Source organism: Amycolatopsis sp. NBC_01307 (assembly GCF_035975215.1).
Taxonomy (GTDB): Bacteria; Actinomycetota; Actinomycetes; order Mycobacteriales; family Pseudonocardiaceae; genus Amycolatopsis.
In genome coordinates this window covers 9,804,304-9,830,367 of record NZ_CP108403.1, presented here as the reverse complement: position 1 = coordinate 9,830,367, position 26,064 = coordinate 9,804,304, and the positions used below count along the sequence as shown (strand labels likewise).

Annotated in this window: 26 protein-coding genes; 9 read left to right on the top strand and 17 right to left on the bottom strand. The window is 71.0% G+C overall.

Going from position 1 to position 26,064, the window contains the following annotated elements; translation table 11 throughout:
• Positions 1-37: 37 nt before the first annotated feature.
• Positions 38-937 carry an alpha/beta fold hydrolase gene (locus tag OG439_RS44350; RefSeq protein ID WP_326951772.1) on the bottom strand — a complete coding sequence of 300 codons (900 nt, stop codon included), beginning with the start codon at positions 935-937 and terminating at the stop codon, positions 38-40.
• Positions 938-1,150: 213 nt separating this feature from the next.
• Here OG439_RS44350 and OG439_RS44345 point away from each other — a divergent pair, with 213 nt between their 5' ends.
• Positions 1,151-1,777: a TetR/AcrR family transcriptional regulator gene (locus OG439_RS44345; protein WP_247061100.1), complete on the top strand. Its 627-nt coding sequence runs from the start codon at positions 1,151-1,153 to the stop codon at positions 1,775-1,777.
• Between the two features lie 66 nt (positions 1,778-1,843).
• Here OG439_RS44345 and OG439_RS44340 read toward each other — a convergent pair whose 3' ends face one another.
• Positions 1,844-2,767 (bottom strand): alpha/beta fold hydrolase, encoded by a 924-nt coding sequence (locus tag OG439_RS44340; protein WP_326946337.1) that lies wholly within the window; start codon positions 2,765-2,767, stop codon positions 1,844-1,846.
• Positions 2,764-3,672: an AurF N-oxygenase family protein gene (locus tag OG439_RS44335; protein ID WP_326946336.1), complete on the bottom strand. Its 909-nt coding sequence runs from the start codon at positions 3,670-3,672 to the stop codon at positions 2,764-2,766. Before OG439_RS44335 ends, OG439_RS44340 begins: the two co-directional genes overlap by 4 nt.
• A gap of 55 nt (positions 3,673-3,727) precedes the next feature.
• On the opposite strand from OG439_RS44335, the gene OG439_RS44330 reads away from it, so the two are divergent.
• Both OG439_RS44330 and OG439_RS44325 read left to right on the top strand, forming a co-directional pair.
• Positions 3,728-4,501 (top strand): TetR/AcrR family transcriptional regulator, encoded by a 774-nt coding sequence (locus tag OG439_RS44330; RefSeq protein ID WP_326951771.1) that lies wholly within the window; start codon positions 3,728-3,730, stop codon positions 4,499-4,501.
• Positions 4,498-4,815 carry a DUF4873 domain-containing protein gene (locus tag OG439_RS44325; protein WP_247061095.1) on the top strand — a complete coding sequence of 106 codons (318 nt, stop codon included), beginning with the start codon at positions 4,498-4,500 and terminating at the stop codon, positions 4,813-4,815. The genes OG439_RS44330 and OG439_RS44325 overlap by 4 nt, the downstream gene beginning before the upstream one ends.
• Before the next feature lie 159 nt (positions 4,816-4,974).
• Here the strand turns inward: OG439_RS44325 and OG439_RS44320 are convergent, their stop codons facing one another.
• The 3 genes from OG439_RS44320 to OG439_RS44310 form a co-directional block, all read right to left on the bottom strand.
• On the bottom strand, positions 4,975-6,789 hold the full coding sequence (locus OG439_RS44320) for a DUF418 domain-containing protein (protein ID WP_326951770.1): 1,815 nt from the start codon (positions 6,787-6,789) through the stop codon (positions 4,975-4,977).
• Between the two features lie 114 nt (positions 6,790-6,903).
• A complete protein-coding gene (locus OG439_RS44315) occupies positions 6,904-7,134 on the bottom strand; it encodes a DUF3107 domain-containing protein (RefSeq protein WP_326946335.1) in 231 nt (76 codons plus the stop codon).
• A gap of 119 nt (positions 7,135-7,253) precedes the next feature.
• Positions 7,254-7,907, bottom strand: coding sequence for a ferritin-like fold-containing protein (locus OG439_RS44310; protein ID WP_247061088.1), 654 nt, complete (start codon positions 7,905-7,907; stop codon positions 7,254-7,256).
• Between the two features lie 438 nt (positions 7,908-8,345).
• Here OG439_RS44310 and OG439_RS44305 point away from each other — a divergent pair, with 438 nt between their 5' ends.
• On the top strand, positions 8,346-9,959 hold the full coding sequence (locus OG439_RS44305) for a DEAD/DEAH box helicase (RefSeq protein ID WP_326951769.1): 1,614 nt from the start codon (positions 8,346-8,348) through the stop codon (positions 9,957-9,959).
• Positions 9,960-9,983: 24 nt separating this feature from the next.
• Positions 9,984-11,327: an Rv3212 family protein gene (locus OG439_RS44300; protein WP_442792262.1), complete on the top strand. Its 1,344-nt coding sequence runs from the start codon at positions 9,984-9,986 to the stop codon at positions 11,325-11,327.
• A 110-nt stretch (positions 11,328-11,437) separates the two neighbouring features.
• Here the strand turns inward: OG439_RS44300 and OG439_RS44295 are convergent, their stop codons facing one another.
• The 7 genes from OG439_RS44295 to OG439_RS44265 form a co-directional block, all read right to left on the bottom strand.
• Entirely contained in the window at positions 11,438-11,923 is a 486-nt protein-coding gene (locus OG439_RS44295) for a hypothetical protein (protein ID WP_326946334.1), read from the bottom strand.
• A gap of 12 nt (positions 11,924-11,935) precedes the next feature.
• Complete coding sequence (locus OG439_RS44290; RefSeq protein ID WP_326951766.1) at positions 11,936-12,787, bottom strand: RecB family exonuclease; 852 nt, start codon at positions 12,785-12,787, stop codon at positions 11,936-11,938.
• Between the two features lie 162 nt (positions 12,788-12,949).
• A complete protein-coding gene (locus OG439_RS44285; protein WP_326946333.1) occupies positions 12,950-15,436 on the bottom strand; it encodes an alpha-L-rhamnosidase-related protein in 2,487 nt (828 codons plus the stop codon).
• A 128-nt stretch (positions 15,437-15,564) separates the two neighbouring features.
• Positions 15,565-16,194, bottom strand: coding sequence for a MarC family protein (locus OG439_RS44280; RefSeq protein ID WP_247061080.1), 630 nt, complete (start codon positions 16,192-16,194; stop codon positions 15,565-15,567).
• A 1-nt stretch (position 16,195) separates the two neighbouring features.
• On the bottom strand, positions 16,196-17,059 hold the full coding sequence (locus OG439_RS44275; protein ID WP_442792261.1) for a PHP domain-containing protein: 864 nt from the start codon (positions 17,057-17,059) through the stop codon (positions 16,196-16,198).
• A 130-nt stretch (positions 17,060-17,189) separates the two neighbouring features.
• Entirely contained in the window at positions 17,190-17,750 is a 561-nt protein-coding gene (locus OG439_RS44270) for a PH domain-containing protein (protein ID WP_326946331.1), read from the bottom strand.
• A 21-nt stretch (positions 17,751-17,771) separates the two neighbouring features.
• A complete protein-coding gene (locus OG439_RS44265) occupies positions 17,772-17,936 on the bottom strand; it encodes a hypothetical protein (protein WP_167379843.1) in 165 nt (54 codons plus the stop codon).
• Positions 17,937-18,131: 195 nt separating this feature from the next.
• Here OG439_RS44265 and OG439_RS44260 point away from each other — a divergent pair, with 195 nt between their 5' ends.
• A complete protein-coding gene (locus OG439_RS44260) occupies positions 18,132-18,545 on the top strand; it encodes an NUDIX hydrolase (RefSeq protein WP_326946329.1) in 414 nt (137 codons plus the stop codon).
• Positions 18,546-18,702: 157 nt separating this feature from the next.
• Here the strand turns inward: OG439_RS44260 and OG439_RS44255 are convergent, their stop codons facing one another.
• Together OG439_RS44255 and OG439_RS44250 are read right to left on the bottom strand one after the other, a co-directional pair.
• Positions 18,703-19,809: a DUF2332 domain-containing protein gene (locus OG439_RS44255; RefSeq protein ID WP_326946328.1), complete on the bottom strand. Its 1,107-nt coding sequence runs from the start codon at positions 19,807-19,809 to the stop codon at positions 18,703-18,705.
• 7 nt (positions 19,810-19,816) lie between these two features.
• Positions 19,817-20,320: a MaoC family dehydratase gene (locus OG439_RS44250; protein ID WP_247061070.1), complete on the bottom strand. Its 504-nt coding sequence runs from the start codon at positions 20,318-20,320 to the stop codon at positions 19,817-19,819.
• Positions 20,321-20,653: 333 nt separating this feature from the next.
• Here OG439_RS44250 and corA point away from each other — a divergent pair, with 333 nt between their 5' ends.
• The 3 genes from corA (at position 20,654) to OG439_RS44235 (ending at position 23,405) form a co-directional block, all read left to right on the top strand.
• A complete protein-coding gene (corA, locus tag OG439_RS44245; protein ID WP_326946327.1) occupies positions 20,654-21,742 on the top strand; it encodes a magnesium/cobalt transporter CorA in 1,089 nt (362 codons plus the stop codon).
• A 179-nt stretch (positions 21,743-21,921) separates the two neighbouring features.
• A complete protein-coding gene (locus tag OG439_RS44240; RefSeq protein ID WP_326946326.1) occupies positions 21,922-22,572 on the top strand; it encodes a metallophosphoesterase family protein in 651 nt (216 codons plus the stop codon).
• Entirely contained in the window at positions 22,569-23,405 is an 837-nt protein-coding gene (locus OG439_RS44235; RefSeq protein ID WP_326946325.1) for a chromosome partitioning protein ParB, read from the top strand. The genes OG439_RS44240 and OG439_RS44235 overlap by 4 nt, the downstream gene beginning before the upstream one ends.
• Here OG439_RS44235 and OG439_RS44230 read toward each other — a convergent pair whose 3' ends face one another.
• Together OG439_RS44230 and OG439_RS44225 are read right to left on the bottom strand one after the other, a co-directional pair.
• Positions 23,406-24,221: a hypothetical protein gene (locus OG439_RS44230; RefSeq protein WP_326946324.1), complete on the bottom strand. Its 816-nt coding sequence runs from the start codon at positions 24,219-24,221 to the stop codon at positions 23,406-23,408.
• Between the two features lie 21 nt (positions 24,222-24,242).
• The gene (locus tag OG439_RS44225) at positions 24,243-26,051 is read right to left on the bottom strand and encodes a diguanylate cyclase domain-containing protein (RefSeq protein WP_326946323.1); all 1,809 of its coding nucleotides are present in this window, start codon (positions 26,049-26,051) and stop codon (positions 24,243-24,245) included.
• Positions 26,052-26,064 lie beyond the last annotated feature (13 nt).

The window sequence follows — 26,064 nt, the reverse complement described above, 5'->3', positions numbered from 1 at the left end:
GGCGGATCACGCAGCGATCAGTTGTCACCCGATCGGGCTACCAATTTCCGGCTTCGACGTGCTCCCACATGCCCAGAACCGCCTTCGCTACGACGATCGGCCGCTCCATCTGTGCCACGTGGCCGGTGCGCGGGAGCACGAGCAGCCGGGCCCGCGGGAGCGCGCGGGCGGTGCGCATGGCGCGTCGCACCGAGATGACGCGGTCCTCCCGGCCCCAGACGACCAGCGTCGGCACCTTCACCAACGGCGCGAGGGACCACAGGGATGCCTTCCCGACCGCCGACCACGCCCGGAAGATGCCGAACGTGCTGCGCGCCATCGCCGGAGCGGCCCAGGCGAAGGCCGCGCGGGCGCCGTGTTCCTCGGTCAGCTCGTCGAGCCGGCTCTCCGGGAACCGCGACGGGTCCGCGAAGCAGAGCTTGATGACCTGGGCGGCGCGTTCCCGCGGGCCGAGCGCGGCGAGCTGGGCGCGTACCCGCGCGCCGACCAGCGGCAGGTAGGCGAACGCCATCCGCGGGTCCGACAGCCGCCGCGGGTCGGGCCGCCGGTCGGGCATCGCGGGCGAGATGAGCGTCAGCGTCTTGACGAGCTCCGGGTGCCGCGCGGCGACGATGAGCGCGATGGCGCCGCCCATGGAGTTGCCGAGCAGGTGGACGGGCGCGCCGACGTCGCGGATGTGCCGCGCGACGACCTCGGCGTGCGCTTCGAGGCTGAAGTCGAACCCGGCCTCGGGCTCGGAGCTGCCGAAGCCGGGCAGATCCGGCGCGGTGCCCCCGGCGACCGGGGCGAGCAGCGCCGCCAGGTCGGTCCAGTTCGTCGACGAACCGCCGAGGCCGTGGAGGTAGACGGCCGGCACGCCGTCCGGGCCCGGCGTGCGACGGATGTGGAGGCGGGCGGTACCGACCTCTTCGAACGTCGCCGGCCAGGGCGGCAGCACCGGCTCGAGCGGCGGCAAAGCCCTGGTCGAGAGGGGCACGTGGGTCACCGGCGGCCGGGCCGCGCCGACGTCTCCCGGGCCGTGGGCGGAGGTCTTCACGGCTCCAGGATGCCCGACACTTGGCACAGCACGCGTACCGGCGAGTAATCTTCAGGTCGACTTCACGCGGTGGCGACCCCGCCCGTCGAAGGTGGCGAAGACGGGAGGAAGAGCATGACGGAGATGACGCGGTTGCAGCAACGAGGGGTGCGCTTGCCCCGGACCGAGCGCCGGGCCCAGCTCCTCGCCGCGGCGCAGCGGGTCTTCGCCGAGAACGGCTACCACGCCGCCGCCATGGACGAGATCGCCGAGGTCGCGGGCGTCAGCAAGCCGGTGCTCTACCAGCACTTCCCCGGCAAGCTCGACCTGTACATCGCGCTGCTCGAAAGCCATGTCGACGAGCTGGTCAGGCGCGTGCAGGCGGCGCTGGACTCGACGACGGAGAACAAGCAGCGCGTCCCGGCCACGGTCGGCGCGTTCTTCGACTTCGTGAGCAGCGACGCGGGCGCGTTCCGCATGGTGTTCGAGTCCGACCTGCGTGGCGAGCCGGCGGTCCAGGAAGCGGTGGACCGCGCGACCTCGGCGAGCGTGGACGCGATCACGGACACGATCACGGCGGACGCCGGTCTCGACGAGGACAAAGCGCGGCTGCTGGCGGTCGGGCTGGTCGGGATGAGCCAGGTCAGCGCCCGGTTCTGGCTGCAGCACCACCAGTCGATGAGCCAGGAGGAGGCGGTGGCCCTGACGGCCAACCTGGCCTGGCGCGGCATCGGCGGCGGCTTCCCGCTCAAGGACTCCTGACAAAAGCCGTGAAGGCCTCCTTACCGGCTCTTATGGCCGGTAAGGAGGCCTTCACGGCTTTCGGGGTCAGCGGGTGGTGACGGCCGTGCGGACCAGGGCCGAGAGGCGGCGGGCCACCTCGTAGGGGCGTTCCTGCGGCAGCATGTGCCCGGCGCCCGGGTAGCGGACGAACTCCGCGTGCGGCAGCTCGTCCGCGATCACCTTCGCGTGCGCCAGCGGGCAGAGGCGGTCCTTCTCCCCCGCCAGCACCACCGACGGGACGTCGCAGAGCGCGCCCAGGCCGCCGACGCCGCGGTGGGCCGCGATCGCGGCCAGGAACAGCCCGGCACTCGCCGGGTGGCTGCACAGCAGCTGCTCGACGACGCTGTCGACCTGCGCGCGGCCCGGCCGGTCGCCGAAGACCAGGCGCCGCGAACCGGACCGGACCATCCCCGGACGCAGGCGCAGCGTGTCCGACCGCAGCCCGGTCAGCAGGCGGGCCAGCCGCGGCTCGAAGCGCGTGACGCCCCGGCCGACCAGGCCCGGGAAGCCGAGCGTCAGCCGATCCATGTCGCCCGACGACGTCGCCACGAAGGCCGCTCCCGCGAGCCGCGACGCGACCAGCTGTGGGTGCCGTTCGGCGAGCACCATCAACGTCATGCCACCCATCGAGTGACCGGCGAGCACGAGCGGGCCGTTCGGGACGCGGTCGGCGATCAGCTCGGCCAGGTCGTCGGCGAGCCGGGCGATCGACGCCGAACCCGGGCGCGCGGGCGCGGAACCGCCGTGGCCGCGCAGGTCGTACCGGAGCACGCGGACGCCGGGATCGAGGTGCGGCAGCACGAAGTCCCACGTGCGGTGGTCCTGCGTCCAGCCGTGGACGAGCACCAACGTCACAGTGGTGTCATCGGAGTCGGCGGGACCGGATTCCGCGACGTGGAGCGCGGCGCCGTCGCTCGCGACGAACCGGTGTCCGAGCGACGGGTCGCGCAGCCGCGACGCGGTGGTCACCGGCCCGCCGGGAGCAGGAAGGACTTGCGCCAGAAGAACTTCCCGGGCAGCCCGACCAGACCCGACTCCTCCAGGAACGGCATGATCTTCTCCCCGGCCCAGGCGATCGTGCCCTGCCAGTTCGGGTTGTTCAGGGCGGCTTCGACGCCGTCGCGCGGCCGGATCCCGACCGCCTTGTAGACGTTCGGGTTGATGAACGCCCGCGTCACGAAGTACGAGATGAGCGCGATGACGAACTGCTGGTAGGCGATCTCGGCCTTGGACAGCTTCGCCATGCCGCGCGTGACCTCTTCGCGGGCGAAGGTGACGTGCCGGGCCTCCTCCAGCACGTGGATCCGGTTGACCATCCGGACCAGGGGCTGGATGCCGTCGTCGTTCATCTGCTCGCGCTGCAGCCGGTCCAGCACCTCCTCGGCCACCAGGATCGCGCCGTAGCGCGCCGGGCCGTAGGAGATCGTCGGCATCAGCTTCGCGAGCTTCCGCAGCCACGGAACCGGGCCGTAGGCGGGGCAGCCGATCCGCGACGCCATCCGCGCGAACATCGTCGAGTGCCGGCATTCGTCGGCGATCTCGGTGAGCGCGAACTGCGCGTGCGCGGAGGTCGGGTCCTGCTCGTAGACCTCCTTGAGCAGCATCTGCATCAGGAGGATCTCGAACCACAGCCCGGTGGTCGCGACGCTGGCGACCTCGTGCTTCCCCAGCTCGATGCGCTGCTCCGGCGTCAGCTTGTCCCACAGCTCGGTGCCGTACAGCGACGAGCGCTCGTCCGGGATGAACCGCTTGCCCTCGACCAGCGGCGCGGTCCAGTCGATGTCGACGTCGGGGTCGTAGAACTTGTTCGCCGACGACTTGAGCAGCCGCTCCGCGGTCTTTTCGCGATCCGGTTCCTTCAGCGTCCGCGTCATCGCCGACAGCCCCTTCCGAAACATGTAACTTGAGGTAACAGTTACCTCTGGTAGCATCCCTCTCGTGATCGAACGTGTCAAGCGCTCCGGCAAGCCGTCCAAGCCTTCGTCACGCGGCGAGGAGGCGACCGGCGACGCCCGCCGGGACCGCTGGCGCAAGCACCGGATCGCGCGGCGCAAGGAGTTCGTCGAGGCCGCCCTGCGCGCGCTCGACACCCACGGCCCGGACCTCGGCATGGAGGACGTCGCCGCCGAGGCGGGCGTCACGAAACCCGTGCTGTACCGGCACTTCGACGACAAGGCCGACCTCTACGTCGCCCTCGGGCAGCGCGGCACGGAGATCCTCTTCGAGCGGCTGATCCCGGCGATCAACGCCGAACTGGCGCCGGTGCCGCGGATCCGGATGGCGCTCGACGCGTTCTTCACCGTGATCGAGGAGCACCCGAACCTGTACCGGCTGCTCGCGCACGGGCGCCCGGAGAAGCCGGTCGGCTCGGACGTCGTGGCCGAGGACAAGGAACTCATCGCGACGGCGCTGACCGCGCTGCTCGGCGACTACATGCGGATGTTCAACATGGACTCCGGCGCGGCCGAGCCGTGGGCGCACGGCATCGTCGGGATGGTCCAGAACACCGGCGAGTGGTGGCTGGACCGCCGGTCGATGGGCCGCGACGCCGTCGTCGAGTACCTGACGCAGATCATCTGGGCGGCCATCGACGGGCTGAGCCGCCAGCACGGCGTGGTCATCGACCCGAACCAGCCGCTGGAAGCGAACAAGGTGGTCCAGCTGGGCCGCACGGAACCTGTGCCTGTTGAGGAGACGTCATGAGCGACCACGACGAAGACGGCTACAGCGGCGAAGCGACCCTGGTGGTCGACGGCGTCTCGCTGACGGCGCAGGTCGAGCTGCGCGGCTACTTCCAGCCGATCGACGGCTTCTACCGCTGGTACGGCCGGGTGGCGGTGCACGAAGAGCTGGCGAAACTGGCCGGCGGCAAGAAGAAAGCCGTCGAGATCCACGCGGGCGCGCACACCGCGACGGGCGAGCTGTCGGACCCGGACCCGTGGGGCCGCTACCGGATCACCGGCACCAGTACGCCCCCGTTCCACGTGCCGACGTCGCTGGAAGAGCTCAACGCCTGAAGTCCGTGAATGCCACATTCACGGACGCTATGTCCCTCGATGTGGCATTCACGGACTTTCGCAGCCGCCCGCGACGGCGCTCGCCCGTGAAGGCGCCGCCGCGGGCAGCGCGGTGGAACCGGCTCGGCCACCCGCGCGGTGGCCGTGCCGGTGTGCGGCTCAGGGGTGCCGCGGGCTCGGCAGGTCGCGGCCGGGGAGCCAGCCGTTCGCGATGTCCGTCGCGCGCCAGCCGCGAACGCTCAGGCGGACCGCCACGACCGGGGCGTCCAGGAACGGCGCCGCCTCCGGGACCTTCGCCACCAGCGTCTCGCGCACCTGCGTGTCGGCTTCTCCGGCGACGACCTCGGCAAGCGCCCGCGCCTGCAGGAACGGCTGCATCGGCGAACCGGTCGACACGACCACCGACACCACCGGGTTCTCGCGGATCGCGGCGAGCGTCCGGCCGCGGCGCTCCAGCACCAGGTTCAGCGTGAACGCGTCGTCCTCGGCGAAGTAGACGCCGCCGACCCACGGGCCGTCACTGCCCGAAGTCGCGAGGAACAGCGACTTGTGCGTCGCCAGGGTGCTCCGCACGAGGTCCGCCACGGCGGTCGTCGTGGGCTCGACAGTGGTCATCGACTTGCTCCGGAGGGGGTGTCGGTCCGGGCCCCGTGGCGCCGGATCGCCGACGAAGTTAAGCCGGGAAACCCCGACACACCAAGGAAAGCGCACCGATCCGGTGAACCTGGCGGAGGACCTGTCCGGCCACCTCGAGAACCGCGCCATCGCCCATTCGAGGGGCCCGCGCCCGATCCAGCGACGCCAGGCCACCGAAGCGAGGAGCGCGACCGCCGAGAAGGCCACGAAATGGGTGAGCGCGAACACGTCCGTGCCGTCGCCGTCGCTGTCCCAGATGAGCCGGATCGCCACGAAGTGCAGCACGTACGCGGAAAGCGCGCGGCCGCCGAGGTCGGCCGGCGGCCGCAGGAGCCGTTCGAAGCGCGGCGCGAGCAGTAGACAGCCGCCGATCACCGACGCCGCGATGCCGATCGACACCAGCAGGTCGAACGGCGTGCACGACGCGCCGCTCGCGAGCAGCTCCCACGCCCACGTCGTGGTCGGCGGCGTGCCGTGGATCCAGGACTCGTCGAGGTGCAGCAGCGTCTCCGGGCTCATGCCGTAGCTCGCCGCGGCCGGCTCCAAAGCCTGGTGGACGGCTTCGAGGCCGCCGAAGACGCGCGTCGCGAGCCACGAGACGGCGTACGCGCCCGCCGCCAGCGCCGCGCCACCGGAGCACAGCGCGCGGGCGACCACCGGGGAGTGAAGGTCGAGGCGCCCGATCGCCATCCCGGCGAACAGGTAGGCCATCAGGGTGACCGCCGGGAACGTCCCGGTCAGCAGCAGCACGCCGGCCGCGCGCCCGAGGCCGTGCCAGGTCGCGAAGTCGCCCCACGCGACGTCCGGCGCCTCGAAGACCAGGTCGCGCGGCGCGAAGACGGACCGCACCGCGAAGGACACCAGCGGCATGACCACGGCCGTGACCAGCGCGGCGACGGCGAGCGTGCGCGCGCGGCAGCGCAGCCACGGGATAGCGAGCAGGAAACAGGCGCCGTAGTAGGCGAGGATGACCATGTAGCCGGTGCCGAGCCCGGTCACCAGGAGCCCCAGCGCGACCAGCAGCGGGGCCCGGGTCGCCAGCCGGAGCGCGACGCGCGTGCGAGCGCGGCCCGCTTTGGGCCGCCGCCCGCCGGACATCAGCGCGATCGAGACGCCGGCCAGCACCGCGAAGAGCGCGGCGGAATGGCCTTCGAAGGGCTTGAACCAGGCGGCACCACCGCCGTCGAGCGGGTTCGGCCCGAGGTGCACCGCGTACATCCCCAGCACCGCGGCCCCGCGGGCCACGTCGATCCCGGTCAGCCGGACGGCCGGTCCGCTCCGGGGAGCGGGACCGGCCGTGGGCTGGTGTTCGCGGCTCCGTGCCGGAGCCGTTGTCACCGCGTGGACGCCGTCCACCTCATCTCTCGCTCACCCCGCCCGAACCCCTGCCGGGGCACGGTGACGGATGGGGCTGAGAGCGAGCTGAGACCGGACGGTTACCGCGGTGTGACGTCAGTCGCCGACGCCGAAGCCGACCTTGCGGGTGTCGGACGGCGCGATCTCGACGTAGGCGATGCGGTCGGAGGGGACGATGTACTTGCGGCCCTTCTCGTCGTTGAGGCGGAAGAGCCCGTCACCGGCCGTCAGGGCCTCGGCGACCAGCTTCTCCACCTCGTCGGGAGACTGGCCACTGGACACCACCAGCTCGCGCGGGGTGTCCTTGATGCCGATCTTGACCTCCACGTGGGACCTCCGCTGGAAATTCGAAAGGGATGTGCTCGGCAAGGCTAACCGAACCGGGTCGTTGCGGTGCCGCATGTCCGCGCCCGGCCACGTCGTCGTGTCCTGGTACTCCATCGGGGTCAGCCCAGGCCGAGGGCCTGCATGCGCTTCGTGTGCCCCTGTTGCAACCTTCGGAACAGTGCCGCAATTCCGGAGAGGTCACCCGATCCGCCGATGATGAGCTCGGCCAGGCCGTCTCGTTCGGCGACGACGTACTGGGCCTGCGTGAGCGCTTCGCCGAGCAGGCGGCGCCCCCACAGAGCGAGCTTGTCGCGGGTCTTGGGGTCGGCTTCGATCCCGGCCGCCACCTCGCGCTCGGCGAAGGCGGAGTGTCCGGTGTCGGCCAGCACGGTGAGCACCAGGTCCTTGGTCTCGGGGTCCAGCCAGCTGGCCATCTCCCGGTAGAGGTCGGCGGCGAGGCCGTCGCCGACGTAGGCTTTGACGAGCGACTCCAGCCACGACTTCGGCGGGGTCGAGGCGTGCCAGTCGTCGATGTGCTTCGGGAACGGCGCCATCGCGTCCTCGATCGCGACGCCGTGCCCGGCCAGGTGCGCGGACAGCAGGCCGTAGTGACCGATCTCGGCGGCCGCCATGGCCGCCAGCGCGGCCCGCCCGGCCAGGGTGGGGGCACTGCGCGCGTCCTCGGCCAGCCGGTCGAACGCGGACAGCTCGAGGTAGGCGATCACGCCCAGAAGGTCGACGACGCCTTCGGTGATCTCTTTCGGGTCGGTCACGGCAGCAGGGTATCGCCGAAGCACCCGGGCGTGTCGGGACGAGACCGATCCCACTGCCTCCGGCGTGCCGGGTACTGTCGAAAAACTGCTGACCAGGTACACTGCGTTTGATATCGAAGCTTCCGTACGTCATACAGGCGTCGGGATCAGGCAGGCCACGAGGCCCGCCGACGTACTGCAATGTGCGTGCACGCCTCTTCCGGCATTCCCGGGACGGACCGGTTCCGCGCTTCACTTCAGCGCTGGGGACCAGGGTTTACTCCCGGTCGAGTGTCGAAACGGGACTCAGGGTTGTGCGCGCTGGTCACGAGAGAGGCGATCACCCTGACCGCAGAAAATCCCACAACCGAACAGAACTCGCCCGCCGTCGCGCTGGAACACAGCGAGACCGGCCCGGCCGCGCTCGACACGTCGCACCCGCTGCAGGCGGGCGTCGAGGTGGAGCCCGAGGCCCCGACCTTCGCGTCCTTCGGCGTCAAGCCGGAGATCATCAAAGCACTCGCCGAAGTCGGCATCGAGCGGACCTTCGCGATCCAGGAGCTCACGCTGCCGCTGGCGATGGCCGGCGACGACCTCATCGGCCAGGCCCGCACCGGCATGGGCAAGACCCTGGGCTTCGGCGTCCCGCTGCTGCACCGCGTGGAGGTGCCGGGCGACGGCACCCCGCAGGTGCTGGTCGTGGTGCCGACCCGCGAGCTGTGCATCCAGGTCGCCAACGACCTCAAGGGCGCCGGCAAGCACCTCGGCATCCGCACCCTGGCCATCTACGGCGGCCGCCCGTACGAGCCGCAGATCGAGGCCCTCCGCAAGGGCATCGACGTCGTGATCGGCACCCCGGGCCGGCTCCTCGACCTGGCCGAGCAGAAGCACCTGGTCCTCGGCAAGGTCCGCGGGCTGGTGCTCGACGAGGCCGACGAGATGCTCGACCTGGGCTTCCTGCCCGACATCGAGCGCATCCTGCGGATGGTCCCGGACAAGCGCCAGACGATGCTGTTCTCGGCCACCATGCCGGGCCCGATCATCACGCTGGCCCGCACGTTCCTGAACCAGCCGACGCACATCCGCGCCGAGGAGAACGACGCGAGCGCGATCCACGAACGCACCACCCAGTTCGTCTACCGGGCGCACTCGATGGACAAGCCCGAGGTCATCGCCCGGATCCTGCAGGCGGCCGACCGCGGCCTCACGATGATCTTCAGCCGCACCAAGCGCACCGCGCAGAAGGTGGCCGACGACCTGGTCGAGCGCGGCTTCGCGGCCGCCGCCGTGCACGGTGACCTGGGCCAGGGCGCCCGCGAGCAGGCCCTGCGCGCGTTCCGCTCCGGCAAGGTCGACGTGCTGGTCGCGACCGACGTCGCCGCCCGCGGCATCGACATCGACGACGTCACGCACGTGATCAACTACCAGTGCCCGGACGACGAGAAGACCTACGTCCACCGCATCGGCCGCACCGGCCGCGCGGGCCGCACCGGTGTCGCGGTCACGCTCGTCGACTGGGACGAGATGCCGCGCTGGAAGCTCATCTCGGACACCCTCGGCCTCGACAAGCCGGAGCCGGTCGAGACGTACTCGTCGTCGAAGCACCTGTTCGAGGACCTGGGCATCCCGGCGGGCACCACCGGCCGGCTGCCGCTGGCCAAGCGCACCCGCGCCGGCCTGGGCGCCGAGGTCGAAGAGGACCTCGGCGGCAAGCGCCGCGGCCGCGGTGCGCAGGGCCGTGGCAACACCGCCGCCGGCGGCCCCGAGTCTCCGGCGCCGGAGACCGATGAAGCACCGCGCAAGCGCAACCGCACCCCGCGCAAGCGGACCCGCGGTGCCGCGCGCACGGGCGAGCCGGGCGAGGCCACCGACACCGCGGCCACGTCCGGCTCCGAGCCCGGCGAGAACGCTGCCGAAGGCCGCACCCGGACCCGGCGCCGCACCCGCGGCACCGCCCCGGAGACGGCCGGCCCGGTGGAGAAGGAGTCCGGCGAGAACGCCGAACGCCCGGCTCGACGGCGCCGCCGTCGCCGCCCGGCCGCGACTTCTGATACACCTGCGTCGGCAGACTGAGGCTTTAGCGCGGGGAGCAGGTACGTGAGCGACGAGGACAAGGCTGCTTCTTCCGTGCCCGAGGAAGAACCGGAGCAGCCTTCGGAAGCCGCCGCTCTGGGCTCTGAAGACGTCCTCGACGACGTCGAACCTGCTCCGCCCGCGCCGCGGGTCAAGGCCCGTCGTTCGCCTTGGAACCGCGGCCGGGACCGGGTGCTCGCCGCGGTGATCGCGGTGGTCGTCGTCGCGGTCGCGCTGGTCATCAGCGCGACCAGCGACAGCGAAGGCACCGACCGGACCGAGGCCGACCCGCCGTCGCCGCTGCCCGCGGCGCCGAACACGGTGCCCGGTTCGCTGGCCGAGATCTGGAGCGCCCGCAGCGGCGCGACACCGGTCCCGGTGGCCACCGGCGACACCGTCGTCACGGCGGATGGCGGCGAGGTCGCCGCCCGCGACCCGCTGACCGGGCAGATCCGCTGGCACTACACGCGTGACCTGCCGTTGTGCACGCTCAACGAGACGTGGGGGCGGGTCAACGCCGTCTACCACAAGACCGAGAACTGCAGTGAGGTCACGCAGCTCGACCCGGGCACCGGCCGGATCACCGCCCAGCGCAACGGCAACGCCGAGCTGGGCACCCGGCTGGTCAGCGACGGCTCGCACGTGACCACCACCGGCAAGAAGCTGCTCGACACCTGGCGCGACGACCTGGTGCAGAGCGCCGAGTACGGCCAGGTCCCGGCGCTGGTCAACGCGGGCAAGCAGCCGCGTACCGGCTGCACGTACGGCACGGTCGCGGCGGCGTCGGGCAAGGTCGGCGTCATCGAGCGCTGCCCGGGCGACCCGGCGGACCGCCTGAGCGTCTACAAGGCGGCACCGGAGAAGGACGACGAGCCCCAGGTGGCGTTCAGCTCGGTGCTGGCGGGCAAGCGGGCGCGCGTGATCGCGATGTCGGGCGACCTGGCGGCGGTGGTCCTGCCGGACCAGAAGCTCCTGGTGATCTACAACGGCGACGGCTCCCAGCGCGCGGCGTACCCCCTGGACGTCCCGCCGGCCGACCTGGCCGCGGACCCGCAGGGCGGCGTCGAGCAGACGTCCCAGACCGCGGCGAACGTCTACTGGTTCAGCGGCTCGAAGGTGCTGGCCCTCTCCCGCGACGACCTGTCCCCGCGCTGGACGCTGGGCAGCGCGATGGGCCCGGGCGTGACGTTCGCGGGCCAGCTGGTCGTCCCGATCAAGGGCGGCCTGGCGGTGCTGAACGAGAACGACGGCTCCACGATCCGCACGGTGGGCGTCGACCGCCGCGGCTACACGGGCCCGGTCCGCCTGGGCACGGCCGGCCCGGTCCTGCTGGAAGAACGCGGCGACACCCTCACAGCCCTGAAGTAACCCGTATCTCGCGTGATTGAGCACGTCATCAGCGTGATTGAGGCCGGAACTCGCGAGTTCCGGCCTCAATCACGCGAGTTCCGGGTCTGATCACGCGAGTTACGGGTTCGTCAGGTGAGCCAGAAGAGGGTCAGGGCGGAGACCACGAACAGGACCACGGCGATCCCGGCGCCGGCGGCGGGAAAGCCGTTGCGACGGTCGGCGACCCGCTGGGCCAGCAACGCCAGCACCGCGGCGATGGGGTGACCGATCAGCAGCACCGGGCCGGGGCCGGGAGCGTCGGTGTACAGGCAGACTCCCGCGACCACGAGGACTCCGACGGCCAGGACCGTGAGGCCCGCGGCCAGTGACCCGGTGAAGCCGCGCCACCAGCGGCCGCGCGGCTTCGCGGGTTTCGCGGGCTCGGCTTGCTCGACGGCCTCCGGTGAGGTGGCATCGGCCTGCTCGTCGGTCTCGGTCGGCGCGGCGGCCTCGGTCGGCGCGTCAGGTGAAGGCGCCGCCGGGTCCGTGATGACCTGGTGGGGCGTCGTTCTGTGGTCCGGCCGTGGGGTCGGCAGCGGGACCGTTGCCAGTTCCTCGGTGTCCGGTGAGGCCACTTTCTCTCCTGTTCAGGGCGCGAGCAGGTCCCACGGCTGCATCTGCGGGGCTGTTTCCTGGCCCACCGCGCAGCTCGGCCTGAAGTCGCACCAAGCGCAGCGCCGGTCGGGGCGGGGTGGGAACAACACGTCCTCGTCGCCGCCCGCGTTCAGGGTATCCGTGGCCAGCCTCAGGTCCCCGGCGGTCTCTTCGGCGCGTTGCAGGTGCCGGCGCAGGCTCTCGGGCGTGTGCTCGGCCGCCGCGATCGTGCCGCTCGGGAGGTGGTGCAGCTCGACCGTGGTGCACGGGGTCCGCAGCGTGCGCGCCGACGCCACCGCGTACAGCGCCAGCGCCTGCGACGCCCTCGCCTCGTACTCGTCCGGCGCGCGGCGGCCCGTCTTGTAGTCGACGACCACCAGCTCGCCGTCACGCTGGTCGATGCGGTCCGCGCGACCCTCGATGATCATCGACGGCCGCTCCCCCGGCGTCGAGTTGACCGGCGCCGACACCCAGCGCTCGAGCCCGACCGGGTCGTGCGTGACGTCGTTGTCCTCGACGTACTCCGCCACCCAGCCCTTGGCCCGCGCCCGGTAGCGCGCGGCCTGCTCGGCGTCCTCGAACCCCGCGTCCTTCCAGTACTCGGCGACGAGTGCGACGGCCTTCTGCGGCACGCGCTTGAGCACCGGCAGGTCGAACAGCGCCCGCAACGCGTTGTGCACCACCGCGCCGAGCGTGCTGTGCGCCCACGGCCCGGTGCGCTGCGGTGTCGGCCGCTGCAGGTACGCGAGCCGGTACCGGCGCGGGCAGTCGTCGAAGGTGGCCAGCCGCGCCGGCGACACCTTCGTCAGCCGCACCGGTTGCGCGACACCGAAATCGAAGCCCATCTGCTCCTTCACGGTTCCCCACGCTACGCACCACCACCGACACTTTCCGCGCCGGACCCGCGCCGGCCGCCACGCCCGCACCACCGCGCAAAGCCGTGAAGGCCTCCTTCCCGGCCATAAGAGCCGGTAAGGAGGCCTTCACGGCTTTTCCTACCGCACCGCCTACCGCACCACCAGCACCGTGTGGGTGCCGCCGGTCGCGGCCACCGTCACCGTGCCGTTCACCGCCGCCGTCCGGACGGCGCGACCGTCGAGCAGCACCACGCGACCGGCCGGCACCGCCAGCGAGCCGGACGTCCCGCGCGGCGCCGTCACCGTCAGGGAGAACACCGAACCCTGCTGACCCCACGAGGCCGACAACGCGCCCTTCGGCGTCGGCACCGCCCCGCGCGCCCACGCGACCGAGCCCGGCTTCGGCGAAACCTGCCACGTCGCGAAGCCGGGTGACGTCGGCGAGACGCCCAGCAGCTCGTTCGTCAGCGCCGGGACGACGCCGGTGGACCAGCCGTGCGCCGCCGACGTGTAACCCTGCTCGTAGTGCGAACCGCCGTCGCCGATGCCCTCCCAGTCCGTGATGCCCGGGTCGTGGCTGGTCATCCAGCCGTACATCCGCTTGATCTGGTCGATCGCGGACGCCGCCTGCCCGGTCTGGAACCGCGCCACCAGCTCCGGGTACGACGTGAACGCGTAGACGCGCTTCGTGCCGTCCGAAACCAGCGTGTCGTTGTCCATGAACGGGTTCCCGTACGGCAACGCCCCGGCCGCCAGCCGGGCCAGCGAGGACGAAGACCGCGCCGGCGACGCGATCCCGGCGACGATCGCCTGGCTGTTGCCGTCCTGGCCGTGGCGCACCGCGCCGGTCGCCGAGTCGAGGTACGCCCCCGCCGCCGGGTCCCACAGGTACTGGTTCACCGCGGCCGCGACGCCGGAAGCGCGCGACAGCCACCGATCGGCGTCGGCGGCGTGCCCCGTCGCGCGGGCCATCCCGGCCGCGCCTTGGAGCGCGCGGACGTACAACGCGTTGTAGTACGTAACTTCGCCGGTGCGCGGGAGGAACGCGTAGTCGCCGTAGCCGCTGGTGCCGTTGAGGCCCTTCGACAGCAACCCGTGCGCGTCGGTGACCGACGGGTACCACGCGTCGAGCGTCTTCACGAGCTTCGCGTAGTACGAAGACGCGTACGCGGTGTCGCCCGTGTAGAGCACGTAGTCCCAGCTCGCGGTGACCCACCAAAGCGGGTAGTCGAACAGCGGGAGCGTGTAGCCGTTGATCGACGCGGGCGGGATCCAGCCGTCCGCGCGCTGGTGGTCGGCCAGGTCGGCGAGCACGTTGCGCGCCGCCGTGCCGTCCTGGTGCGTCAGGTACTCGGTCAGCCCGGAGATCGCGACGTCGCCGACGTACGGGTCCCGGTCGCGCTTCGCGCCGTCGTGCAGCACGACCTTCCCGTCGAGCGACGGCGAGAACGCGCCACGGGGGTCCACATCGGACGCCCGGAACGTGTCCATGCCCAGCTCGTTGGTGTAGGAAGCGTTGTACCAGTAGCGGTTCAGGTCTTCGTCGGACGACTCGAACCAGCCGCGGTAGGTGTCCGGCGTGCCGAGGAACGGCGTGAAGTCGAGCGAGACGCCGGTGATCCGCACCTCGCCGGACGGCTGCGTGAGCGGCGCGTCCGACGCGAGCGCGTCGAGGCTGATCCGCAGGTAGCGGAAGCCGCGCAGGCCGTCCGCGCACACCTGCGTGCCGCTCTGGCAGCCCTGCGTGTCACGCCAGACGGTCGGCGTCGCGGGCACGGCGATCTGGTCGCTGCCCGGCCCGTTCGAGAAGTCCGACCGGCTGAAGTCGGAGCGTTCGCCGAGGTACTGCTGGGTTTCCGAGGTCGACACGCGGATGCCGGGGTGGTTCGCCGACGCGCCCGCGAAGGAGATCTTCGGGTAGCCCGAGACGACCTTGCCGAAGTCGAGCACCGCGACCGGCGTCGGCGGATCGGCGACCAGCCCCGGCCAGACCTCGGTGACCCGGCTGAACTCGCCCGAGGGCGTGGCCTGGTCCCTCGTCACGGTGATCCGGACCTGCGTGGTCGTCACCGCGCGGTCGAACGTCACCGCGCGCTGCACGGCGGTGTTGCCGGTGACCGTGGCCGCGGTGCGCCACGCGCCGGCGTCCAGCACGTCGACCGTGAAGTCCTGCGGCACACCGTCCACACTGGACAGCACGGTGACGCCGGGGAGCGCGACCGCCGCGCCCGAGGTGATCGTCAGGACGTCCGGGTAGGCGCCGAGCGTGTCGTCGTTCCAGAACGTGTCGGTGTTGCCGTCGACGGCGTTGCCGGGACCGTACGTGCGCGGCTGGCCGTTGCCGCCGTTGTTGGGCGCGTGGAACGACGACGCGGCCGCCGTCGTCCCGCCCGGCCAGGCCGGCTTCGGCGGGGGCGCCTGCCGCTTCAGCGTCGCGACGCCCTGCCCCAGCAGGCCTTTCGGGTTGGTGACGTCGCCGGTGGTGGACAGCACGCGCACCGGCCGGACGTCCCGGCTCGTGGGCGCGACGACGTACTTCTGCCAGCCCGGCGCCGCCACGGCGGACGTGGCGGGCACCGCGGCCACGCCGCTCGCCACCAGGACCGTGACCGGCAGGACTGCTCTGAGCCACTTCATCGAGGCCTCCGCAAGGCGCGTTTGAATCGTTTCAACCGCTGAGCTGAGATTCAGGCTGCGGGAGGCGTGGCAACGATGTCAACGCGCGGGCGGGATCCTGTCCGGCAGGACAACCCGAGTGGCGGGGGTCAGTTGCCGCCGGCGATGAAGCCGCGCACCGAGTTCGCGACGAGCTCGACGGCGATCGCCGCGAGCAGCAGACCGGCCACCTTGGCCAGCAGCGTGATGCCGCTTTCCTTGATCAGCCGGATGACGACGCCGGAGTAGCGCATGCAGATGTAGATGATGAAGTGCGTCATCACGATCGCCAGCGCCAGCGCGATGTACGCGCCGATGTGGCCGTCGGCCTGCCGGACGAACACGATGGTCGCGGCGATGGCGCCCGGCCCGGCCAGCAGCGGCGTGCCGAGCGGCACGAGGGCGACGTTGACGTCGTCGGTGGCCGCCTCGGCCTCGTGGCCGTTGCCGGTCAGCAGCTGCAGCGCGATGAGCAGGAGCAGCAGGCCGCCCGCGCCCTGCAGCGCCGGGATGCCGATGCCGAGGTAGGCCAGGATCGCCTGACCGGCGACGGCGAAGAGGCTGATCACGAGCAGTGACACCAGGACGGCCTGCCGGGCGGCCCGGGCGCGCGTCGCCAGCGGCTTGCGGCCGACGAGGCTGAGGAACACCGGCACCGTGCCGGGCGGGTCCATGATGACGACGAGGGTGATCGTCGCGCTCATGAAGAGCTTGGCGTCGAAGAAGTCGGCGATCGCCATCTCAGCCCTTCACGACCTGGAAACCGGTCGCGCGCGCCACGAGCTCCTCCAGCTGCCCGGGATCGGTGGTGCATTCGCCGAGGGCGATGGTCTTGTTCGTGCCGTGGTAGTCGCTCGAGCCGGTGACCAGCAGGCCGAGCTCGCCGGCGAGCTCCCGCGTGCGGGCGCGCGTGGCCGGGTCGTGGTTCGGGTGGTCGGCCTCGACGCCGGTGAGCCCGTGCGCGGCCAGGCCGGCGAGGGTGTCCTCGCTGATGGTGGCGCCGCGGCTGAAGGCGAAGGGGTGCGCGATGACCGTGACCCCGCCGGCCGCGGCGATCATGTCGATGGCGTCTTCGACCGGGGTGTCCCGGCGCGCGACGTAGTAGCCGCGACGGCTGTTCAGGTACTCGGCGAAGGCCTCGTCGACGCTCTTGACGAGCCCGGCGCGGACCAGCGCCTGCGCGAGGTGCGGGCGCCCGGCGGGCGAGTCCTCGGGCAGCAGGCCGAAGATCTCGTCGGCGTCGATGGGCAGGCCGTCGGCGGCCATCCGCTCGGCCATCTTGCGCAGCCGGGTGCGGCGTTCGATCCGCAGCCGGGTCTGCTCGGTGACGACGGCCTCGGCGGCCGGGTCGAAGAGGTAGGCCAGCAGGTGGACGCTGATCTGACGGCCCGTGTCGGGGTCGGTCGAGACGGTGGACAGCTCGGCGCCGGGCACCAGCGTCAGGCCAGGTGGGAGGGCGTCGGTGGCCGGGGCCCAGCCCGCCGTGGTGTCGTGGTCGGTGATCGCGACGACGTCGAGCCCGGCTCTCGCGGCCGCGGCGACGAGGCCGGCCGGCGTGTCGGTGCCGTCGGAGGCGGTGGAATGGGCGTGCAGGTCGATGCGCATCGGATCCATTGTCGACGATGCGCTGGGTCACACCCTCGCCGGGATGAGGCTTGTTCCGGTCAGGCCGCCGCGCCCCGCTCGCGGACTGCTGCTCAGCGCGAAGTCACGCGGCGGCCGACGACCTCACGGCTCAGCCGACGGGCTTCTTGCCCCGGGCGGCCCGCTGGGCCTTGATCATCGAGAAGCGCTCGGCCTGCTTCTGCTTGTCACCGAAGACCAGCTCGGAGATCGTGTCGTAGAACTCTTCGGCCCGCGGCAGGTAGTCGATCCTGTTGAGCGCCTGGATCTGACCGGCGGATTCGACGACCATCGTGCCGTAGCCCATCATGCGACCGGTGGCGGTGCGCACAAAGCTGAGGTCGGTGACCTTGCTGATGGGCATCATCAGCACCTTGGTCGTGAACACCCCGGTGGTCATGACGAACCGCTTGTCCGTGACCACCAGCCGCTCGACCCACCACTCCATCACCACGTAGGCGAACCGCAGCACCACGATCAGCGCCACGTACCAGAGCAGGTTCTGGCCGATGTAAAGCGCCGGTGGCAGCAGGTAGGACACCAGGACGCAGATGGCGAGCAGAGCCGCCGCCTCGAAGGTGTCCCACAGCAGCACCGCCCAGTGGCGGCGGATCCGGATGACCCGCCGCTCGGTGTCGAGGAGGTACTCGTCGGGGTCGCGTGGCGCGAACATGGTTCGAGGGTAACCCCCCTATCAGCCCTTGAACACGTTGCTGACGAAGGTGATCACCGATTCGGCCGAGCTGCGCAGGAAGTCGACGATGTTGCCGACAAGGCCCGCGGCCTGACCGGGCTGGGCAATGACGAAGAACAGCACCAACGCGATACCGGCGAGGCCCGCAATCTTCTTCACGTTCACCGCGATCAAATCCCGTCTCTTACGGTGACACCGGACAACAGCAAAAAACTGACTTTTTACGTTGTACCGCACTGAAGGGGCGCGAGGGAGGAAAGTCCCGCGCTTGGGTCAGCACGCCGTCCGGAGTGTACCGTATGGCTACTCTCCGTGTACAGGACATCGGTTTTCACCTCGATGACGTCTACCCTTCGGGACATGAAGGGCTCCACGGGCACCACCGTCCGCTGCGTCGGCGGGATCGCGTACGACGACCAGGGCCGATTACTCCTCATCCGGCGGGCCAACGACCCCGGTTCGGGCCAATGGTCGCTGCCAGGCGGCCGAGTCGAACCGGGCGAATCAGACGAAACGGCCGTGATCCGCGAGATGCGGGAGGAAACGGGCCTCGACGTGATTCCGGGCACACTGGTCGGCACCGTGACCCGCGAACCCTACGAAATCCACGACTACGCCTGCCGCATCGCGGGCGGCACGCTCACGGCAGGTGACGACGCCACGGACGCCCGCTGGGCCGATGCGGCAGACCTTTCGGACATGGAGGCGGCCGGCGCGCTCGTGGATCTCCTGTACGTGACGCTGCGTGGCTGGAACGCCCTGCCCCGCACCTGAGCAAGACGGCGTTGGAGGTAACCGGAGCCGGTTCGATCTACGCCGACAGTCGAGTCGTCGCTCCGGGCAGGGACTCGCACGGATCTTCACCTACACCGCCGTGAGGTCCCAGCGTCGCAGGGCGGCGGGAACGAAGGCACCCGCTCGGTCCGCCGGGCTAGGCCGGGAGCCAGGTCATCCGCTGGCCGTGGGGGGCGGTGCGGGCCAGCGCGTGGGCCTCCGGCTTGCCCTCGGCCCACCGGACGACGCCCAGCGTCGCCAAGCCGTCCGCGACCGCGAGGTCCGCCCGGCCGGGCAGGACGCCCTCCAATGCGGCGCCGTAGAACTCCTCCGACACCCACCACAGCGGCCGGGTGGCCGCCAGCGCGGCGAGGGCGTCGACGAAGGCCGCCCGGCGCTCGGCTGTGAAGTACGCCAGGACGTGGCTCGTCAGCACCACCAGCGGGGCCTCCGCCGGCAGCGTCGCGGCCGCCGCGGCCAGGTCGTCGACGCCGTCGCCCTCGATCAGCGGTGGGCGGTGCTTGGCCTGCTCGGCCGCCGCCGTGCGCAGCAGCCTGATGCGGTCCGGCTGGTCGGCCCAGACGCACGCCTCCAGCCACGCCAGCTCGTCCTCGTCGGAGAGATCGACCGGGGACCGGTCCAGCCCGGCCCGCGCCACCACCGCGAGCTTCTTGGGCAGCTTGGGCGCCACCGCGCCCGGCGCCAGGTCGAGCGCGCAGTGCAGCCCGACCGCGGCCTTGGCCGGGCCCGCCGTCAGCTGCTCGCCGCCGTCGCACTGGTAGCGGTAGCCGAAACGGTCGAGGCCGAGCAGCAGGCCGGCGCTGCAGCCGACCTCCAGCAGCGCGACCTTCCCGCCCGCTTCCTTCGCCGCCCGGGCCACCGCGGGGTACAGCAGCGCGGCGCGGCGCACCTCATTCGTCTGGGTGTAGCGCGACGAGATGAACGCCCGCGCCTTGTCCGCCCGCTCCAGCAGGAACGACCGGAACAGCGGCCACGTCTCGGAGTCGACGCCGTCGAAACCGCCCAGCGACGGGTAGTAGCGCGACAGCGGGTGGATCGGGTCGGCCTGGACGAGCCGGTGCGCGGTCGCCATCAGCAGCGTCGCGCGCGCTTCGCCGTCGCGGGCGGCCGTCAGCAGCCCCGCGACGTCGTCGTCCTCGGCCGCCTGCGTCGCGAGGTGCTCGTACAACGGGGACACGCCGCGCGCTTCGACTTCCGCGAACGTGCGCAATGTGGTTTTGACGCGGTCCAGTTCGATCGTCATCGGAGCCTCATTCGTGCGGGGTCGGCCGGCCCGGCTGCTCGCCGCCACGGGCTTCCCCGTAGGAGCGCTTCGGCACCATGACCTTCCGCCGGAAGGTGCACACGATCAGGCCGTCCTGCTTGTAGCCGCGGGTCTCCACGTAGACGACGCCGCGGTCGTCCTTGGACTTCGACGGCGTCTTGTCCAGCACCTCGGTCTCGCCGTAGATGGTGTCGCCGTGGAAGGTCGGCTTGACGTGCTTGAGGGACTCGACCTCGAGGTTCGCGATCGCCTTGCCCGAGACGTCCGGCACGGACATGCCCAGCAGCAACGAGTAGACGTAGTTCCCGACGACGACGTTCTTGCCGAAGTCGGTCGTCTCTTCGGCGTAGTTCGCGTCGAGGTGCAGCGGGTGGTGGTTCATCGTGATCAGGCAGAACAGGTGATCGTCGTACTCGGTGACCGTTTTGCCCGGCCAGTGCTTGTAGACCGCACCGACCTCGAACTCCTCGTAGTACCGCCCGAACTGCACTCGTCTCTCCTGTCCGCGTAACACCGCGTGAGCCTGGTACGACACGCATCCGTAGTGAGGAGTACCCTCAACCATTGGTGTTCGCTCGTCAACGCGAGCCCCACCACTCTCCACGTCACACGTCCGTGCCTGGCCCGAAGGAGGTGAGGAACCCCGATGAGTAGTGGCGATAGTCCGCTCCCTAGTAGTCCCAGCGTTCCCACCTCACCGGCCGGCCGGCTCATCTCCTGGTAGGTCTTCCCGCGGCTTCGGGAGCGCTGGTGTTGCCGGGCGGACCCCGTTCCGCCTGGTCAGTCGTCCTCGCACGACCACGCACGACGCCCAGGAGACCTCATGCCTGCCATTCCCTCGCTCGGCGGCCTTCGCGGCCGCGGCAACAGCCGGGCCAAAGGCGTCCCCGTCCGGCCGATCCCGGTGCCGCTGTCCGCGTACGTCGTGGACTGCGCGGTGTACGTCGGCGGCAAGCGCGTACCCGGCCGCTGGACGCACATCGAGGCGATCAAAGAGGTCCGCAAGCGCCACGAGGGGTTCGTCTGGATCGGGCTGCACGAGCCCGACGCCGACCAGATCCAGGGCATCGCGGAGACGTTCGGGCTGCACGAGCTGGCCGTCGAGGACGCGCTCGAAGCACACCAGCGGCCCAAGCTGGAGCGCTACGACGACACGCTGTTCCTCGTGGTCAAGACCGTCCGGTACGTCGAGCACGAGTCGCCGACGACGGCCAACGAGATCGTCGAGACCGGCGAGCTGATGGTGTTCCTCGGCCGCGACTTCGTCATCACCGTCCGGCACGGCAACCACTCCGGGCTGGCCCGGCTGCGCCGTGAGCTGGACGACGACCCGGAGCGGCTGCAGCTCGGGCCCGCCGCGGTCGTGCACGCGATCGCCGACCACGTCGTCGACCACTACCTCGACGTCACGGGCCGGATCGAGAACGACATCGACGTGATGGAGGCGCAGGTCTTCGCGCCGCGCTCGCTGGTCAGCGCCGAGCAGATCTACCTGATGAAGCGGGAGGTCCTGGAGCTGCGCCGGGCGGTGATGCCGCTGGCGACGCCGGTCCAGCGGCTGGCCGAGGGCTACACGCGGCTGGTGCCGGACGAGGTCCGCTCCTACTTCCGCGACGTCGCCGACCACCTCACGACCGTGTCCGAGCGCGTCGCGGCGTTCGACGAGCTGCTGTCCACCCTGGTCGACGCGACGGTCGCGAAGATCTCGCTGCAGCAGAACACCGACATGCGCAAGATCACGTCGTGGGCGGCGATCATCACCGTGCCGACGATGATCGCCGGGATCTACGGCATGAACTTCGACTACCTGCCCGAACTGCACTGGAAGTTCGGGTACCCGCTGGTGATCACCGTGATCCTGGCGATCTGCCTGTTGCTGTACCGAATATTCCGGAAGAACGGCTGGCTCTAGGTCCCCTTTTTCTTTACGCCGGAATCGGAGAATTCGTGATGCCTCGCATGCTGTCCAACCTCAAGGCCTGGGCGCTCGCGCTCAGCCTCCTCTGGATCTTCGTCATCACCTTCGTCATCGTCGCCGACCCCGGGTTCGCGCACGGCATGAAGTAGCGCCCGGCGTCGTACCCTGGGGGCGTGCCGAAAGCGCTGGTGGTCGCGGACGAGGTGGACGAGCGGTTGTGGACCGACGCGGTCCGCACCCGCCCCGTCGACCTCGTCATCGGCGCCGGCGACCTCCCCTACGACTACCTGGCCTTCCTGGCCAGCACCCTGGACGCGCCGTGCGTGTTCGTGCCGGGCAACCACGACCCGGACCTGACCGGCTACACGCGGTACGGCGGACTGTCCATGAAGGACGGTTTCCCGACGGTCTGGCCGGGCCCGGCGGGCGGCGTCAACGCCGACGGCCGGGTCGTCGACGTGGCCGGGATCCGGTTCGCCGGTCTCGGCGGGTCGATCCGCTACAACGACGGGCCGAACCAGTGGACGCAACGCCAGCAGGCGCGCCGGTCCCGCGCGCTGGAGCGGCGCGCCCGGAGCCGGCGCCGGCGCGACGGCCGTGACGTCGACGTCCTGCTGACGCACTCGCCGCCGCTGGACCTCGGCGACCGCGAGGACCCGCCGCACCGCGGGTTTTCCTGCCTGCACGAGACGATCGACCGCTTGCGCCCGAAGTGGTTGCTGCACGGTCACATCCACCCCCACGGCGAGCCGGTGCCCGACCGGGTCGTCGGCGACACGCGGATCCGCAACGTGGTGGGCCACCGGATCATGGAGTTCTCATGAAGGAAACGGGATTCCCGCGCGCGGACGCCGAAAGCGACTTCCTGCGCGCCCGGCGTCAGCAGGTGCTTTCGCGGCTGTCGACGTGGCTGCGCCGCGAGCCCGACGACGTCAACATCATGCTGCCGTTCCACGAGGTGGTGGAGGCGCTCGGTTACCTCGGCGAGAGCCGGATCGGCCTGCGGGTGATCAAGCTGGACTCGATCGCCGGCACGGTCGACCGCAGCCGCGACTTCGACCGCCGCTTCCGCCCGACGTCGGGCCGCGTCCGCGAGCGCTGGGAAAGACTGGCCCTGGCCGCCCGCCGCGGCGAGGACATCCCGCCGATCGAGGTCTACCGGGTCGGCGAGCTGCACTTCATCATCGACGGCCACCACCGGGTCTCGGTGGCCCACGCGCAGGGACTGTCCACAATAGAGGCATCGGTGACGGTGGTCCGCACCAAGCTCGACCCGAGCGGCATCCGCTACCGCGGCGACCTGATCGTCAAGGACTACCGCAGGCTGTTCCTGGAGCGCGTCCCGCTGACGGGCCACGCGCGGGCGTCGGTGATCGTGTCAGACCCGTGGGACTACGCGAAGCTGGGCGAGCACGTGGAGGCATGGGGGTTCCGGCTGATGCAGGACGAGGGCAAGTTCTGCGACCGCGCGAGCGTGGCCCAGCGCTGGTTCGAGGAGGAGTACGTCCCGGTGGTGGCCATGCTGCGGCAGGCGGGCATGGTGGGCGACAGGACGGACGCCGAGGCGTACATGTGGGTGGCCGCGGAGCGGTACCGGCTGATCCGCACGCACCGGTGGGACGACGAGGTCATCGAGCAGCTGCGGACGAAGCGCTAGCTAGAGCCGTAGGACGTACCAGGTGTGGCCCTGGAGCAGCCAGATCCGGTCACTACGGCACACCCACCGCAGCGGCTTCCTGAGACCGGTCCCATCCGGCAGCGCGAGTGGCACCGGATCTCCCGGCACGACCTCGTCCTCGGTCAGGCGGGCGGGTTCGAGGTGCCAGTAGAAGCCGTCGGGCTCACCGGCTATCGAGAGGAACACGGCCTCGGCGCCGGAGACGGCCACCCCGCGTGGCCTCCGCAGCGGTGACTTCCGGACCGAGCGGATCCCGTCGAGACCCACTTCGACCAGCGGTAGCGCGGTGTAGGGCACGGCCCAGGTCCGCCGCTCCGCCACGTTGAGGACGTAGCAGTCCATCCAGTAGAGACCTGGTTCGTGCTCCGCGCGCCACGCCGGCTCACCCGCAGAGGTCCACCGGATCAGGCCGGGGTTGCTGCGGCGTTCGCCGCCGTCGAGGATCGAGGCCTGGTCGAAGTAGCTGATCCAGATGTCCCCGCCCGGGCCCGTGACCACCGCTTCGATCCCGTCACCGGCGTGGAACTCCGTCACGGTGCGGCCGGCGGCGTCGAGGATCCGGCCGTTGCGCGGGGCCTCGTGGCCGCGCCGGACCTGGCACCGGCGGTCGACCAGCACGAAGCCCTCACCTGCGGCGTCGATCATCGGGTACTGCCCCGGATCGGTCACCCGGCCGGACGGCGTTCCGTCCACCAGCAGGGTCCCGTCGGCGTACAGCGCGATCATCCGGCCGGAAGCATCCACTGTGGACGCGACCACGTCGCCGTCCGGCAAGGTCCCCCAGAGTTCCAGCACTCCGGTATCTTCCCAGGCCGTTCAGCCCATCGGGAAGGTGCGGCCCACCCAGGTCTCCGCCTCCGAGCTGGTCTGGTACTCCGGCTGGTAGCTGCCCGAGGCGACCACCACCCCCAGCCCGTACAGCAGCTCCGCCTGTGTCTGGGAGACCACCCCGTACGCGCCCACCTTGACGCCCATCTCCTCCGCGCGCTCCACCAGCTGGCGCACGTTCCGCCGGGCCCACGCCGGGGCGTCGTCCGCGGCCAGGACGTCGACGATCGGGCCTCGCAGCATCACCGCCGGTGCCGGGATCGCGTGGGCCGGGACCAGTTCCAGCTCCGGCAGGCCCGTGATGTTCAGGATGAACAGCACCCCCAGGCGCGCCAGGTGGCCCAGTGCCTCGACCAGGTCGCCGCGGTCGTCGATCAGGGACTCCGCGTCCGCGCACAGCATCAGGTGCCTCGGCTCCAGGCCCGCCCGGTCCAGCTCCGCGCGGACCATGCCGACCAGGTCGGCGTCGATGGCCATCCGGCGGGGCAGCGTCAGGCACACCATCGGGGAGCCGTCGCCGAACCTGGACACCCAGCTCGCCTTCGTCTCCAGCGCCTTCGCCAGCAGGTGCTTGCCCAGCGGGACCGTCATGCCGGTCGTCTCCGCGAGCGGGTAGAACTCCTCCGCGCGCAGCCGGCCGCGAGTGGGGTGGTTCCACAGCAGGGCCGCGTTGAGCGACGTCACGATCCGGGCGTCCGGCAGCACCACGTGCGGCTGGTAGACCACGGTGATCTCGCCGAGCTCCAGCGCCCCGGCGATGGCGGACGCGAGCCGGTAGCGGTCGCGGTCGGCCTGGCCCGACCGCGGGTCGAACAGCACCCACTGCGCCTTGCCGAGCTCCTTCGCCCGGTGCAGTGCCACCTCCGCCGAACGGATCAGCTCGCCGTGCTCCGCCCCCGGCACCTCCGCGACGACGATGCCCGCGCTCGCGCTCACCCCGACTCCGACGCCGTCCGCGTAGACGGGCTTGGCCAGCTCGGCGATCGTCTGCTCGACCAGCTTGACCACCGACGCCGGCTCGAGGTCGCCGCGCAGCGCCACCGCGAAGCCGTCGCCGAAGAGACGTGCGACAAAACCTTTGCCCGGCGCGAAAACCTCGCGCAACGTTCCCGCGACGCCGCGCAGCACCTGGTCGGCGACCTCGGTGCCGAGGCCGTCGTTGACGACCTTGAAGCCGTCGATGTCCAGCAACAGCAACGCGATCCGGCCCTGGCCGTGGTCGGCGAGCATCCCTTCGAGCTTGGAGCGGAAGTGCGCGTTGTTGGGCAGGCCGGTCAGCGGGTCGTGCAGGCTCTGGTGCTGGATGGTCTCCTGCAGCTGCCGAAGTTCGTGCGTGTCCTCGAACATCAGGATCGGGTACTGGTCACGCTCGCCGGGCAGCGTCTTGACCGTCAGCCGGACGACGCGCGAAGCCTCGGGCCGGGAGTGGATCGCGAGCCGGTCCAGTACCCGGTCGCCGGACTCCAGCGCCGCGCGCAACGCCGAGCGGTCCCGCATGGTCGCCCCGAGGTCTTCGGCGCGCGTGCCGACGAGTCCGGCTTCCCCGGCGGCGTGCGCCAGCCGCAGGAACGCCGGGTTCGCCGCCCCGACAACACCTTCCGGGTCGACAAGAACGACGCCGGACGGGCAATGTTCGTAGAACGCGGCAAACCGCGCTTCGGCACCCCGCGAAGCCAGGACTTCCCGCGCGAACCCGACGGCCATCGCCTCCCGGTCGGCGGCTCCGGCCCCCGCCATCGCGGTGGCCAGGCGCCGGGCGGCGTCGACGAGATCCGGCGCCACCTCAGGCTCCCGCAAGGTTTCACCCCTT

Coding starts and splice junctions, on each gene's coding strand:
- corA (WP_326946327.1), top strand. CDS start 20,654: ATGCCTGCCATTCCCTCGCTCGGCGGCCTTCGCGGCCGCGGCAACAGC.
- OG439_RS44275 (WP_442792261.1), bottom strand. CDS start 17,059: ATGCGCATCGACCTGCACGCCCATTCCACCGCCTCCGACGGCACCGAC.
- OG439_RS44260 (WP_326946329.1), top strand. CDS start 18,132: ATGAAGGGCTCCACGGGCACCACCGTCCGCTGCGTCGGCGGGATCGCG.
- OG439_RS44270 (WP_326946331.1), bottom strand. CDS start 17,750: ATGTTCGCGCCACGCGACCCCGACGAGTACCTCCTCGACACCGAGCGG.
- OG439_RS44325 (WP_247061095.1), top strand. CDS start 4,498: ATGAGCGACCACGACGAAGACGGCTACAGCGGCGAAGCGACCCTGGTG.
- OG439_RS44255 (WP_326946328.1), bottom strand. CDS start 19,809: ATGACGATCGAACTGGACCGCGTCAAAACCACATTGCGCACGTTCGCG.
- OG439_RS44285 (WP_326946333.1), bottom strand. CDS start 15,436: ATGAAGTGGCTCAGAGCAGTCCTGCCGGTCACGGTCCTGGTGGCGAGC.
- OG439_RS44335 (WP_326946336.1), bottom strand. CDS start 3,672: ATGACGCGGACGCTGAAGGAACCGGATCGCGAAAAGACCGCGGAGCGG.
- OG439_RS44280 (WP_247061080.1), bottom strand. CDS start 16,194: ATGGCGATCGCCGACTTCTTCGACGCCAAGCTCTTCATGAGCGCGACG.
- OG439_RS44235 (WP_326946325.1), top strand. CDS start 22,569: ATGAAGGAAACGGGATTCCCGCGCGCGGACGCCGAAAGCGACTTCCTG.
- OG439_RS44290 (WP_326951766.1), bottom strand. CDS start 12,787: ATGGGCTTCGATTTCGGTGTCGCGCAACCGGTGCGGCTGACGAAGGTG.
- OG439_RS44345 (WP_247061100.1), top strand. CDS start 1,151: ATGACGGAGATGACGCGGTTGCAGCAACGAGGGGTGCGCTTGCCCCGG.